This is a genomic window from Roseateles oligotrophus (assembly GCF_014204525.1).
GTDB classification, from domain to species: Bacteria; Pseudomonadota; Gammaproteobacteria; order Burkholderiales; family Burkholderiaceae_C; genus Paucibacter_A; species Paucibacter_A oligotrophus_A.
Genome location: NZ_JACHLP010000004.1, coordinates 354,069 through 366,929 on the forward strand (window position 1 = coordinate 354,069; position 12,861 = coordinate 366,929).

Annotated in this window: 11 protein-coding genes; 5 read left to right on the forward strand and 6 right to left on the reverse strand. The window is 67.9% G+C overall.

Going from position 1 to position 12,861, the window contains the following annotated elements:
• The first annotated feature begins 63 nt into the window (after nucleotides 1–63).
• The 4 genes from HNP55_RS11720 (at nucleotide 64) to HNP55_RS11735 (ending at nucleotide 3,758) form a co-directional block, all read left to right on the forward strand.
• Nucleotides 64–1,185, forward strand: a complete 1,122-nt coding sequence (locus HNP55_RS11720) for a sensor histidine kinase (RefSeq protein WP_221439550.1) — start codon at nucleotides 64–66, stop codon at nucleotides 1,183–1,185.
• The gene (locus HNP55_RS11725; protein WP_184299426.1) at nucleotides 1,182–1,994 is read left to right on the forward strand and encodes a LytR/AlgR family response regulator transcription factor; all 813 of its coding nucleotides are present in this window, start codon (nucleotides 1,182–1,184) and stop codon (nucleotides 1,992–1,994) included. Before HNP55_RS11720 ends, HNP55_RS11725 begins: the two co-directional genes overlap by 4 nt.
• 112 nt (nucleotides 1,995–2,106) lie before the next feature.
• Nucleotides 2,107–2,934, forward strand: a complete 828-nt coding sequence (locus tag HNP55_RS11730) for a transporter (protein ID WP_184299428.1) — start codon at nucleotides 2,107–2,109, stop codon at nucleotides 2,932–2,934.
• Between the two features lie 179 nt (nucleotides 2,935–3,113).
• On the forward strand, nucleotides 3,114–3,758 hold the full coding sequence (locus HNP55_RS11735) for a hypothetical protein (RefSeq protein ID WP_184299430.1): 645 nt from the start codon (nucleotides 3,114–3,116) through the stop codon (nucleotides 3,756–3,758).
• A gap of 16 nt (nucleotides 3,759–3,774) precedes the next feature.
• Here HNP55_RS11735 and HNP55_RS11740 read toward each other — a convergent pair whose 3' ends face one another.
• The gene (locus tag HNP55_RS11740; RefSeq protein ID WP_184299432.1) at nucleotides 3,775–4,413 is read right to left on the reverse strand and encodes an FMN-dependent NADH-azoreductase; all 639 of its coding nucleotides are present in this window, start codon (nucleotides 4,411–4,413) and stop codon (nucleotides 3,775–3,777) included.
• Between the two features lie 134 nt (nucleotides 4,414–4,547).
• Between HNP55_RS11740 and HNP55_RS11745 the strand changes: the two genes are divergently transcribed.
• Complete coding sequence (locus tag HNP55_RS11745; RefSeq protein ID WP_184299434.1) at nucleotides 4,548–5,450, forward strand: LysR substrate-binding domain-containing protein; 903 nt, start codon at nucleotides 4,548–4,550, stop codon at nucleotides 5,448–5,450.
• A 9-nt stretch (nucleotides 5,451–5,459) separates the two neighbouring features.
• On the opposite strand, the gene HNP55_RS11750 is transcribed toward HNP55_RS11745, so the two are convergent.
• The 5 genes from HNP55_RS11750 to kynB form a co-directional block, all read right to left on the reverse strand.
• The gene (locus tag HNP55_RS11750; protein WP_184299436.1) at nucleotides 5,460–7,268 is read right to left on the reverse strand and encodes an aminopeptidase P family protein; all 1,809 of its coding nucleotides are present in this window, start codon (nucleotides 7,266–7,268) and stop codon (nucleotides 5,460–5,462) included.
• A 125-nt stretch (nucleotides 7,269–7,393) separates the two neighbouring features.
• A complete protein-coding gene (locus HNP55_RS11755; protein WP_184299438.1) occupies nucleotides 7,394–9,952 on the reverse strand; it encodes an ATP-binding protein in 2,559 nt (852 codons plus the stop codon).
• A gap of 53 nt (nucleotides 9,953–10,005) precedes the next feature.
• Nucleotides 10,006–10,854, reverse strand: coding sequence for a tryptophan 2,3-dioxygenase (gene kynA / locus HNP55_RS11760; protein WP_184299440.1), 849 nt, complete (start codon nucleotides 10,852–10,854; stop codon nucleotides 10,006–10,008).
• The gene (gene kynU / locus HNP55_RS11765) at nucleotides 10,851–12,152 is read right to left on the reverse strand and encodes a kynureninase (protein ID WP_184299442.1); all 1,302 of its coding nucleotides are present in this window, start codon (nucleotides 12,150–12,152) and stop codon (nucleotides 10,851–10,853) included. Before kynU ends, kynA begins: the two co-directional genes overlap by 4 nt.
• A 13-nt stretch (nucleotides 12,153–12,165) precedes the next feature.
• Complete coding sequence (gene kynB, locus HNP55_RS11770; RefSeq protein WP_184299444.1) at nucleotides 12,166–12,816, reverse strand: arylformamidase; 651 nt, start codon at nucleotides 12,814–12,816, stop codon at nucleotides 12,166–12,168.
• Nucleotides 12,817–12,861: the final 45 nt, after the last annotated feature.

Below are 12,861 nucleotides of genomic sequence, written 5' to 3' on the forward strand. Positions count from 1 at the left end.
AACCGTGCTTCGTCGCTTTTGCCCCGGTATTTGGCGCCGGGGCCGCTGCCATGGCCTTAGGCTATGGCTATGCCGACGTTCAAGCCTTCCATTTCTGCTGCCTCCGCTCCCGCCGAAGCCCTGCCCAGCCATGCCCAGGCCTGGGCCAATTTTGTTGCCTATCTGACCCTGGGCCGGGTCAGTCTGTCCCTGGGCCTGGGGACGCTGGCCGCCATGGCCCTGGACGCCATCTTCATCACCCCCTTCCCGGTGCTGCTGGGCCGCACCTTGTTTGTGGGCCTGCTGGGCCTGATCGCCTTCTCGGCCGCCGGCCAGTGGCCGCGCCGCCTGCCCAAATGGCTGGGCCGTTGGCTCTTGCAGGTGGTGGTGGTGGTGCTGGCCGTGCCGCTGGCGACGCTGGCCGTCTACCTGGTGTCGGTGGGCGGCGACCTGAGCTCCCTGCTGAACAGCCAGGGCAAGGTGATGGGTTTCATCTTCATCTCGGGTGCGGGCCTGGTCGTGGGGCCCTTGCTGGCCATGGGTGCGCTCTATCGCCAGCGCGATGCCGAGGCGCGCAGCCAGGCCCTGCGTTTCGATCTGGAACGCAGCGAGCTGGAGCGCCAGACCCTGGACACCCAGCTGCGCCTCTTGCAAGCCCAGGTGGAGCCGCATTTCCTCTTCAACACCCTGGCCAATGTGCGCGCCCTGGTGGAGACCGGCTCGCCCCAGGCCGGCCCGGTGCTGCGCAGCCTGATCGCCTATCTGCGCGCCGCCATGCCGCGCCTGCAGAACGAGGCCGCCAGCCTGGGCGATGAGCTGGCCCTGGTGCGGGCCTATCTGGAGCTGATGCATCTGCGCATGCCGGATCGTCTGCGTTTCGAGATCCAGGTGCCCGAAGATTTGCACGGCCTGCGCTTCCCGCCCATGGCCTTGCTGACTCTGGTGGAGAACGCCATCCGTCACGGCATCGACCCCAGCGAGGAGGGCGGCGAGGTGCTGTTGGGCGCGGTGCAGGAGGGGGCCGAGGGGCCGCTGCGCATCTGGGTCAGCGACAGCGGCGTGGGCCTGACCCAGAGCGGCGGCTCGGGCACCGGTTTGCGCAATCTGCGTGAGCGCCTGCGGGTCTTCTTCGGCGCTTCGGCCCGGCTGGACCTGAGTGAAAATTCGCCCCATGGCCTGCGGGCCGAGATCCAGTTCCAACCATGAAGCCAAGCAGTCCCTTGCGAGCCACGGCCCTGATCGCCGACGACGAACCCCTGCTGCGCGACAGCCTGGCACGCGCCCTCAAGGCCGCCTGGCCGGAGCTGGAGGTGCTGGCCCAGGCCCGCAATGGCCGCGAGGCGCTGGAGCTGTTCGAGCAGCTGCGGCCGCAAATCGTCTTTCTGGACGTGCATATGCCGGGTCTGAATGGCGTCGAGGCGGCGCGTCAGCTGGCGCGCCGGGCGCAGATCGTGTTCGTGACGGCCTTCGATCAGTACGCCGTGCAGGCCTTCGAGCAGGGGGCGCTGGACTACCTCGTCAAACCCGTGGACGAATCCCGCCTGGCCGACACGGTGCAGCGCCTGCAGGAGCGGCTGGCGGCCAAGGCCGATCCGGCCGCCGGCCTGGAGGCCCGCATCGAGGGCTTGATGCAGCAGCTGGCGCGGGGCAGCGAGGGGCTCGCGGCCGCCCCGGCGGCGGCGCCCAAGGTGTTTCTGCAATGGATACGCGCCTCGGTCGGCGCCACGCTGAAGCTGATCCCGGTGGAGGACATCATCTATCTGCGCTCCGACGAGAAATACACCCTGGTGGTCTGGAATGAGGGCGAGGCCTTGATACGCACGCCCATCCGCGAGCTGATGGAGCAGCTGGACCCGCAGAAATTCGTGCAGGTGCACCGCTCGGTGGTCGTCAATCTGCACGCCATCAGCCATGTGACCCGCGGCCCTAACGAGACGGCCGATGTGCATCTGCGCAGCCGCAGCGAGGTGCTGCCGGTGAGCCGCAGCTATCTGCATCTGTTCCGGCAGATGTGAGCGCCTCCGGCCCGGGGCAAACCAGAAACCAGAAACTAGGTGTTGGCAAGGCCCCAAGCCAACCTACCATGCTTCAAGCTCGGACCCTGAGCCGGGTTTGAAGGGGCTTGTCATGCTGTCATCTTCTTCCAAGGCCATGGGCCTGCGCTGGGGCGCCCGCGCTCTGCTTCCGCTTCTGTTGCTGCCGGCGCTGGCTCGGGCGCAGAGCGCCGATGATCTGGCCAAGGCCACGGCCAATCCCATCGCCGATCTGGTCTCCCTGCCGCTGCAGAGCAATTGGGACCGCAAGATCGGCGTCGAGGGCGGCACCCAGTACACCCTCAATGTGCAGCCGGTGATCCCGGTGCGCCTGGGCGAGGACTGGAATCTCATCACCCGCAGCATCTTGCCCCTGCAGCGCCAACCCGCGCTGCAGGCCGGCCAGGGCGACGCCTGGGGCTTGGGCGATGTGGTGGCGTCGCAGTTTTTCTCGCCCCGCAACTCCGGCGCCATGGTCTGGGGCCTGGGCCCGGTCTTCATGCTGCCCACGGCCAGCAAGGACCGTCTGGGTACGGGCAAATGGTCGCTGGGCCCGACCGGCGTGATGCTGGTGCAGAGCGGGCCCTGGACTTATGGCGGCCTGGCCAACCATCTGGTTTCGGTCGGGGGGGATAGCGCGCGCAGCCGCGTACGGGCCACGTTTCTGAATCCTTTTGTCAGCTACCGCATGGGCCAGGGCTGGTCGGCCACCTTTGCGCCCGAGTACAGCTACAACTGGGAGGCGGCCTCGGGCCAGCGCGAGACCCTGCCCCTGATCTTCCTTATCGCCAAGGTCAGCACCTTGGGCCAGCAGCCCATCAGCCTGAGCCTGGGCTACAAGCACTACGTCAAGGCACCCAATGAGCAGTTGGACAATGGCTTTCGCCTGGTGCTGAGTTTTCTCTTCCCCAAGGGCAGCTGATTGGGCAGGGAAAGCGGGGTTTCCGAGAAATTTCGCACGGCTTGCCCTGTTTGCAGGCGACGGCCCGCCGGGAATGAGGCCTTGCGGGGCGAGCCCAAGGAGCGCATATTGGCCTCAGCCTCTGGCGCGTCCGATAGGCCGGAGTCTTCAAAAGCCATTGTGGAATTCAGGAGTAGCTCATGAGCCCCTTTGTTCGACTCCCGGCCCTGCTCGCCGCCATATTCGTGGCCTTGGTCAGCCCCGTAACCCAGGCAACGCCGGGCGATTCCCTCAGTTACAGCTTCAACACCGCCTCTACCGGCGGCGCCACCCCGACGACCTCCCAGGCCACCCTGCGGCTGACCGAAACAGCTCTGGGTGTCGACTTCTTGCTGACGCCGAACTGGGGCAGCAGCAGCGCCCATTCGGTGACGCAACTGCAGTTTGCCTATTCGGGCGGCCCCCTCAGCTATGTGGACGGCGCGGGCCCCAATGCGAGTTTCACCCTGGGTTCGGGCCATATCGATTCAAGCTATAGCGTCACCTCCATGGTGTCCATGCACTGGCCGAGCAGCGGCAGCCAGAAATTCGACACCGCCGACCCGTTCACGGCCTGGTCTTTCAATGGTGCGGGCGTGAGCCTGGCGAATTTCATGGTCTATGCCACATCGTCCGCCAAGCCCTCGCCGGCCTTCGGGGTGATCTCCATGCCCGGGGCCACGCCCTCCAACTGGGTGGCTCTGGAAGCGCCGCTTTCGCCCGCCCCCGAGCCTCAGACCGCCCTCTTGCTGCTGGGCGGCCTGGGCTTGCTGGCCCGCCTGGGCCGATCCGGTACCCGGTCTTGAGCCTGCTCGCCGGCCCTCAGTCGGCGAAGAGCGTGGTGATCTCGGCCTCGGCGGCGCGCCTTTGCGCGGCGGCGATGGCGGCGTCCGCCGTGGTCGCTTCCGCGCTGATGACCTGAATCTCGGTGATGCCGAGAAAGCCCAGCAAGGCGCTGAGATAGGGGCGCAGAAAATCCATCTGGGCCAGCGGGCCCTGATAGCCCGCGGCGCCATAGCTCAGCGCAAGCACGGCGCGGGGCCGCAGCACCAGGCCCTGGAACTGGCCGTTCTCATAGCTGAAGGTCTGCCCCATGCGGACGATCTGGTCGATCCAGGCCTTCAGGGCGGCGGGGGCCGCGAAGTTGTAGATCGGGGTGGCGATCAGCAAGGTGTGGGCGGCCTTGAGTTCGGCGATCAACTCGTCCGAGCGGGCGGTGGCCGCGCGCTGGGCGGGGCTCAGCTGCGCGGTCGGCGTGTAAAAGGCCTCGATGGTGAGGTTCTCGATCTGTGCAACAGGCTCTTTGGCCAGGTCGCGGCTGATGCAGCGGCCCTGGGGCCAGCGGGCATGCCAGCGCGCCTGGATCTGATCGGCCAGCTGGCGGCTGACGGAGCCCTGGTGGCGGGCGCTGGCGTCTATGCGCAGCAGGGTGGGCGTGGTGGGTGTGTGCTTGTCGTTCATGGGCTTTCCGCTTGGGTTGGAGTGAGCCGCCAGTGTTCTGCGGCGGCGCCGGCCTGAACAGCCAGGCCGCAGCAAGACAGTCGTGCTGCGCCAGCACCAAGCCGGCTCTCCGAACCTGTTTACAGTGCCTGCCCATGGATCTTCATCAGCTCAAGGTTTTTGACGCCGTGGCGCGGGCCGGCAGCTTTGCTGCGGCCGCGCGTGAACTGGATATGGCGCCTTCGATGGTGACGCGGGCGATCTCGGCCCTGGAAGCCTCCCTGGGCGTGCGGCTGATGCAGCGCAGCACCCGCAGGCTGGCGCTGACCGAGGCCGGCATGGCCTACCACGAGCGGGTGCAAAAACTCCTGGAGGATTTGCAGCAAGCCAATGACGAGGCCCGCGCCAGCGCGGGTGAGTTGCGGGGCAAGGTGAGGCTGACCAGCTCGATCGCCTTCGGGCAGGCGGCCTTGCTGCCCCTGCTGCCCGAGCTGCACCGCCTGTACCCGGGCCTGGAGCTGGACTTGCTGCTGTGCGACGAGGTGCTGGACCTGCGGGCCGAGCGCGTCGATCTGGCCCTGCGCCTGGGCCCCAGCGTCGATGCTTCTCTGGTGGGCCTGCCGCTGGCGCCGGTGCGCTACCGCGTCGTCGCCAGCCCGGCCTGGCTGGCGCGCCACGGCGCACCGGGCCGGCCGGGCGAGCTGTCCCGCCAGGCCTGCCTGCGTTTTGATCTGCCCGGCTTCCGCAGCCGCTGGGTCTTCCGCCAGGGGGCGGGCGAGGCGGAGACCGTGGCGGTGAAGGGCTGGCTGAGCCTGTCCACCGCCCAGGCCGTGCAGTCGGCGGCACTGCAGGGCCTGGGGCCGGCTTTGCTATCGGATTGGCTGCTTGCGCCCGATCTGGCCGCCGGCCGGCTGGTTGATCTCTTCCCCCAGCACGAGGTCAGCAGCGGTGAGGCGCCCACCCATGTCTGGCTGCTCTACGCCTCGCGGACCCATCTGCCGGGCCGGGTCCGGGTGCTGGTCGACTTCCTCAAAGCGCGCCTGCTGCCGCGGGCTTGAGCGCTGATATCAGATGGCCTCGGTCCGCTTGTTCAACCAGGCCAGCGCAGCACCGCTGAGCAAGGGCGTCAGGCGGGCGCGCACCTCGGCGTGGTAGTTGTTCAGCCAGGCGATTTCATCGGCTTGCAGCAGGCTCAGTTCAATGCAATGTGTGTCGATGGGGCATAGCGTCAGCGTCTCGAAGGCCAGCATGCTGCCGAAGGCGCCGTGCTCGGGCGTCTGCTTGGCCACATTGAGCACCAGGTTCTCGATCCGCACCCCCCATTGACCCGGCCGGTACAGACCGGGTTCGATGGAGGTGATCATGCCGGCCTCCATGGCCATATGGGCGTCGGGGACGGCCTTGGAGATGTTCTGCGGGCCCTCGTGCACATTCATGAAATAACCCACGCCATGGCCGGTGCCATGGCCGTAGTCCAGGCCATAGGCCCACAGCGGGGCGCGCGCCAGGGCGTCCAGCATGGGGCCCAGCGTGCCCTGCGGGAAGACGGCGCGCGACAGGTTCAGCGTGCCCTTGAGCACCAGGGTGTAGTCGCGCTTTTGCGCGGCGCTGGGCTGGCCTATGGGCCAGACGCGGGTGATGTCGGTCGTGCCGCCCAGGTATTGGGCGCCGGAGTCGATCAGCAAGAGGCCGTTGCCCTCGATCACCGCATGCGAGTCGGCCGTGGCGCGGTAATGCGGCATGGCGCCATTGGCATTGAAGCCGGCGATGGTGGGGAAGGACAGGCCGACAAAGCCCGGCCGCTTGGCGCGGGCGGCGCTGAGCTTTTCGTCGATGGTGATCTCGGTGATGCGCTCCTGGCCCAGGGCTTGCTCGAACCAGGCATAGAACTCGCACATGGCCGCGCCGTCCTGGGCCATGGCCTCGCGCACGAACTCGGCCTCGGCTGCGGTCTTGCGGCTCTTGGCCAGGGTGCTGGGGTTGATGGCCTCGCGCACGCTGGCCTGCGGGTTGACGGACTCGCGCAGGCCCAGGGTGACGCGGCGTGGGTCCATCAGCACGCGCGCGCCGGCGGGCAGGGCGGCCAGGGCGGCGGGGGCTGCCGTGTAGGCTGCCAGTTTGACGCCATCGGCCAGCAGCCGCGCCTGCAGCTCGGCGCCCACCTTGCCCTCGGCGAGGAAGAGGGTGGCTTCGGTGGCGCTCAGCAAGGCGTGGGCGACGAAGACGGGGTTGTAGTCCACATCGGCGCCGCGCAGATTGAAGAGCCAGGCCACATCGTCCACGCTGGAGATGAAGTGGTGCGTCTGGCCCTGGGCCGCAAAGGCGGCGCGCACATGGGCCAATTTATCGGCGCGGCTGACGGTGGCCTGCGGCGGCAGATGCTCGTAGACCGGGGCCGTGGGCAGGCCGGGGCGGCCGTCCCAGACGGCTTCGACCAGATCGATGTCGGTGCGCAAGCCGATGCCGGCCTGCTTCATCGCCTGGCGCAGCTGCTGGGCCAGGGCCAGGCCCAGCACCTGGCCGTCCACCGCCAGGGTCTGCTCGGCCTTGAGCTGGCCGGCGATCCATTCGATGAAATGCGTGGCGGCGCCGGTGGGGATTTTTTGCAGCTCGATGCCGGTGCCGGCCAGCTCGGCCTCGGCCTGCGTCCAGTAACGGGTGTCGGCGAAGACGGCGGCGCGGTCCAGGGTGACGACCAGGGTGCCGACCGAGCCGCTGAAGCCCGACAGCCACTGGCGGGCCTGCCAGCGCTCGGGCAGGTACTCGGACAGATGGGGGTCGGCGGAGGGCACCAGGGCGGCGTGGACGCCCGCGGCCTTCATGGCGTCGCGCAGCTTCTCGATACGCAGGGTGATGGTGGAAGTGCGGGAATCCATGGCGTGTCTCCGTCAAGTCGGTCCTGGGCAGCGCCCGGCATCTTGGGCCGGGGCCTGGGTTGTGCGCCCGAGGCCGGTGGGCCTCGGGGTTTTGATTGCCCGCGGATTGTAGGTGGCGGGGCGCTTCAGCCGCGCGGCAGGCGCAGCTCGAACAGGGCGCCACCCTGGCTGTGGTTGTGGGCGGTGATGCTGCCGCCGTGCGCGCTCATGATCTTGCGGCAGATGGCCAGGCCCAGGCCGGTGCCACCGGAGCCGTCCTTGGTCAGCGAGCCCTGGACGAAGGGGGTGAAGATGCTCTCCAGCTCGGTGGCGGGAATGCCCGGGCCCTGGTCGCGCACGCTGAGGGCCACACCTTGCTCGTCCTTGAGGGCGCGGATGTCGATCGCGCTCTCGGGCGGGGCGTAGCGCAAGGCGTTGTCCAGCACATTGCGCAGGGCTTGTTGCAGGCGCTCGGCGTCGACGGCGGCTTGCAAGCCCTCGTCCTCGATGTGCAGGCGGAGCTCCACCTTGCGCGACTTGGCCATGGCTTGCAGATCGCCCACCACATTGACGATCAAGGGCTTGAGGTTTTGCTTGATCAGGCTCAGATGGCCGACCGGGCTCTCCAGGCGGGACAGATCGAGCAGATTGTTGACCAGCTCCAGCATCCGGTGGCCGGCGGCGAAGATGCGATTGAACATGCCGTGCAGGCGCGGTGTGTCCTCGCTGCGGCCCAGGCCGATCTCGGCAAAGCCGATGATGCTTTGCAGCGGCGTGCGCAGCTCGTGGCTCATATTGGCGACGAACTCGGTCTTGATGCTATTGGCCAGCTCGGCCGCATCGCGGGCTTCGCGGATCTGCTGTTCGGCCTCGACGAAACGGCTGATGTCGATGGCGCTGCCCACCACGCCGGCGGGCTGGCCGCGGCTGTCGGAGAACACGGTCTTGTGCGTCAGCAGGCAACGTTCGCGCTCATGCACCTCCAGGCGCTCGCTGCCGCCATGGGCCAGCAGGCGCTGGTCCAGCGCCTCCACCGGGCCGGCGATGGCGGGCGGCTTGACCTCGCTGAGCTTGCGGCCCAGGGCCAGGTGCTTGTCCACCCCGCTCATCTCGGACCAGGCCTGGTTGACCATCACAAAGCGCAGCGCCGTGTCCTTGGCAAAGATGGGAATGGGGCAGACGTCGATCATGCGGGCGGTGAAGTCCAGCTGGGCCTGCAGGCGTTCGCGGGCATCCTCGCGTTCGGTCACGTCGATGGCAAAGCCCACATAACCCCCCAGGCTGCCGTCGGCCTCCTTGATGGCGGTGACGCTGACCTCCAGCACTCTTTGCCTGCTGCCCTGCCCGGCCAGGCGTAGGGCGATGGGCAGGTTCAGCAAGCCGCTGGCGCTGCGGAAAAGGCCGCGCGCCTTGGCATGGTCGCGCGGCTCGATCAGGGATTCGAAGTGCTGGCCCAGCACCGGTTGGCCGTCCTTGCCGCCCAGAAAACTGCTGTGGTTGACGAATTGCAGCACGCCGGCCGTGTCGGTGCGGAACATCAGCTCCTGCACGTTTTCGATCAAGAGGCTTTGTTCCCGCTCCTTGGTGGCCAGATCGCGGTGGGCGGACTCCAGCTCGCCGCGGGCATGGTCGTAGGCTGAGAGGGCGCGCCAGGCAAAAGCCCCCAGGGCCAGCATCAGGGCCAGGCCGCAGAGCAGGGCCAGGCTCAGCGCCTGCACCACGCCGCGCATCTGCACCCACAGCATGGCTTGCGGCAGCTCCACCGCAATCAGCCAGGGGTAGTTGGCGGTGAGGCGGTAGCTGCCCAGGCTGTCTTGCGCGCTCAGGCCGGGCGCCTGGTAGCTGCCGCTTTCCTGGCTGGGCAGGTGCTGGCTGAAGATCAGGTGCTGCGCAAAGTGCTGGCCCATGCCGGCCTTCAGCCCGGCGCTGCCGGCAATCAGCTGGCCGTCCAGGCTGAGCAGGGCGCCAAGCAGTTCGGTGGCGCCCAGCTGGCCTTCCAGCACCCGGGCGAAATAGCCGGGGTCCAGCGTGGCGACCAGATAGCCCAGGCGGCCGCCTTCGCCCAGGGTCTGGGTCAGCGGGATGTAGTGTTCAGCGGCCCCGCTATTGGCGAGGTCGCGCCCGTTTTGCAAACGGCCCAGGCCGCCCAGCAAGGTGTTGGACGAGGCCTTGAGCCGCTCCAGCGGCAGGCGCAGGCCCAGATTGGCGCTTTCGCTGCTGGCCAGGACCAGGCCGCGCTCGTCCAGCAGGGAAAAGCTACGCACAAAGGCCAGGCTGGCCAGGGGCTGGCGCAGCAGCTCGGTCATATGGTCTTGCCAGGCCGGGAACAGGGTCGGGCCACCGCGGCCCGGCAGCTCGGGGTCCAGCTGGCGGGCCAGGGCGGCCAGGGCCTGCTCGGCCGTGGCCACCGTCTGGTTGGTCTGCCATTCCAGCGTGCGGGCATAGAGCAGGGTTTGCTCGTGCGCCGCATCCTGAGCCTGGCGGTGCGAGAGCCACAACATGCCCAGCACCAAGAGCAGCAGCAGCAGGCTGAGCGAGGCCGTGCCCCAGACGGCCACTCTTGCGTTGATCCAGGACGGCAGCCGCCGGGCCGAGGGCGGGCCGTAGGCAGGCGCCGTCGCGGGCCGGGCCGCCGTGAAGAAGTGCCGGGGCGGGCGGGTGCTGGGCTCTGTCTCGCTCCGCAGTGGCTGGGCCGGCTTGCTCATGCGCACCATCACTTTGCTCAGTTAGGCCTGGTGATGGGCTTTATAGCAGAAGCTTAAAGTTCGGTGCGCAGCGCCCACAGTTCGGGGAAAAGCACCACGTCCAGCATCTTGCGCAGATAGCCCACGCCCGAGGTGCCGCCGGTGCCGCGCTTGAAGCCTATGACCCGCTCCACCGTCGTGACATGGCGGAAGCGCCAGAGCCGGAAAGCGTCCTCCAGATCCACCAGCTCCTCGCCCATCTGGTACAGATCCCAATGCGCTTGAGGATGGCGGTAGACCTGTAGCCAGGCCTGCTTGACGCCCTCGTCGGCCTGGCGCGGCTGGGTCCAGTCGCGCTCCAGGGCCTGGGCCGGCACCGTGATGCCGCGGCGGGCCATCAGCCTCAGGGTTTCGTCGTACAGCGAGGGCGCGCGCCAGGCGGCCTCCACCTCGGCCAGCAGATCCGGCCGGTGCGCATGGGGCTTGAGCATGGCCGCGTTCTTATTGCCCAGCATGAACTCGATGCGGCGGTACTGGGCGCTCTGGAAGCCGCTGCTATTCGATAGATAGGGCCGGATGGCGCTGTACTCGGGCGGCGTCATCGTCGCCAGCACATCCCAGGCATGGACCAGCTGCTCCATGATTCTGGAGACCCGGGCCAGCATCTTGAAGGACTCGGGCAATTGGTCGGCCGCCAGCTTGGCGACGGCGGCCTGCAGCTCGTGCAGCATCAGCTTCATCCACAGCTCCGAGGTCTGGTGCTGGACGATGAAGAGCATCTCGTTGTGCTCGGGCGAGAGCGGGTGCTGGGCGCTCAGGATCTGGTCAAGGTGCAGATAGTCGCCGTAGCTCATATCGCGGGAGAAGTCGAGCTGGGCGCCTTCCTCCCGGACGATGTTTTCAGGGTGATGGGGGCAGCTCATGTCACTTGGCCTTTCTGGGCGAATTGGGGGGTTTTCCATTCCTCCCGCTGGAGCACCTGGAAGAGATGTTCGACGGCATCGAACACATCGACAAAGCCGAGGTAGAGCGGGGTGAAGCCAAAGCGCAGGATGTGCGGGGTGGCGGCCAGATCGGCCGGGTTGCCGGCGCGGAAGTCGCCGATCACGCCGCGTGCGATCAAGGCCTGGACGACGGCGTAGCTGGCCTCCTGCAGCTCGGGCTGCAGGCTCAGGCAGACCTGGCTGCCGCGCTGGCGCGCATCGCGGGGCGAGGCCAGGAGCACGCCCAGATGGCCGCAGCGCGCCTCGGCCAGTGCGATGAAGAGTTCGGTCAGCGCGATGGACTTGGTGCGCAGCGCGGCCATGCCGCCTTGGGGCTCAGCGGCCAGCACGGTGTCCACCCCGCATTCCAGCGCGGCCAGGGACAGCAGGGCCGGCGTGCCGCAGATATAGCGCTTGATGCCGGCGGCGGGCTGGTAGTCCGTCGTGAACTGGAAGGGGGCGGCATGGCCCAGCCAGCCCGACAAAGGCTGTTTGGCCCGCGCCACATGGCGGGGGTGAACCCAGGCAAACGCCGGGGCGCCGGGGCCGCCGTTCAGGTATTTGTAGCCGCAGCCGATGGCGAAGTCGGCCTCGGCCGCATGCAGATCCACCGGCACCGCGCCGGCCGAATGGGCCAGGTCCCAGACCACCAGGGCACCGGCCGCATGGGCGGCCTGGGTCAGGGTGGCCATCTCGTGCTTGTAGCCCGTGCGGTAATTGACCTCGGTGAGCATCAGCACCGCCAGCTCCTGGTTCAGGCAGGCGGGGATGTCCTCCACACGGTCCACCAGATGCAGGCGGGCGCCGAACTGCTCGGCCAAGCTCTGGGCGATGTAGAGGTCGGTGGGGAAATTGCTGCGCTCCGAGACGATGAGCTTGCGCTGGGGCGCGTCCTGCTGTTGCAGGCTCAGGGCGGTGGACAGGACCTTGTAGAGATTGAGCGAGGTGGAGTCGGCCACGATCAGCTCACCCGGGCGGGCGCCGACCAGGCGGGCGATCTTGTCGCCGATGCGGCCGGGCAGGTCGATCCAGCCGGCCGTGTTCCAGCTCTTGATCAGGTCCTGCCCCCACTCGCGCTGTATCACTTCCTGCACGCGGCCCAGCGTGGCGCGCGGCAGCACGCCCAGGGAATTGCCGTCCAGGTAAATGACGCCGGGCGGCAGATCGAATTGCGATTTCAGCTCGCGCAGCGGGTCTTGCTGGTCGCGCACTTCGCAGTCTTGGCGGGTGATGGGCATGATGGGTCTTTCCTTAAAGTTTGCGCAAGACGGCGCGCACCGGGGAGGCGCAGGCGCCGGCCAGTTTGAGGGGCAGGGCGATCAGCTCGTAATCGCCCTCGGGCACATCGTCCAGCACCAGGTTTTCCAGCACGCGCAGATCCAGCGTTCGCAGCTGCTGATGGCTGTCCAGGCTCTTGCTGTCCGCCGGGTCCACCGAGGGCGTGTCCAGGCCGATCAGGCGCACGCCCTGGGCCGCCAGCCAGGCCACGGTGGCGGGGGCGTAGGCGCTGAAGTCCGGATCCCAGACCTCCTTGGCCTTCTCATTGCAGCGCACCAGCACACGGGCCGGCAGGCCGGCGCCTACCGCATGTTGCAGATGCTCGATCTGGATCAGCGGCCCGCAACCCAGGGCATGGATGACGCGGCAGGGGCCGAGGTAGGCGTCCAGATCGACCTCGGCCGCGCTGGCACCGTCGGCGGCGTAATGCAGGGGCGCATCGGCATGGGCACCCACATGGGGCGACATCGTCAAGGCGCTCAGATTGACGGGGCATGCGGGCGAGAGCCTGGCCGTCCAGCGCAGGGCATAGGGCTCGTCGCCGGGGAAGATGGGGGATTGGGGCGAAACAAGCGGGGAGATGTCCCAGATTCTCTGGCCGGGGGGCTTGTCGGCAATCGTCATAAATACTCCTGAAACCGTTCGCGTACCGGGGCCGGGCCGCGAACG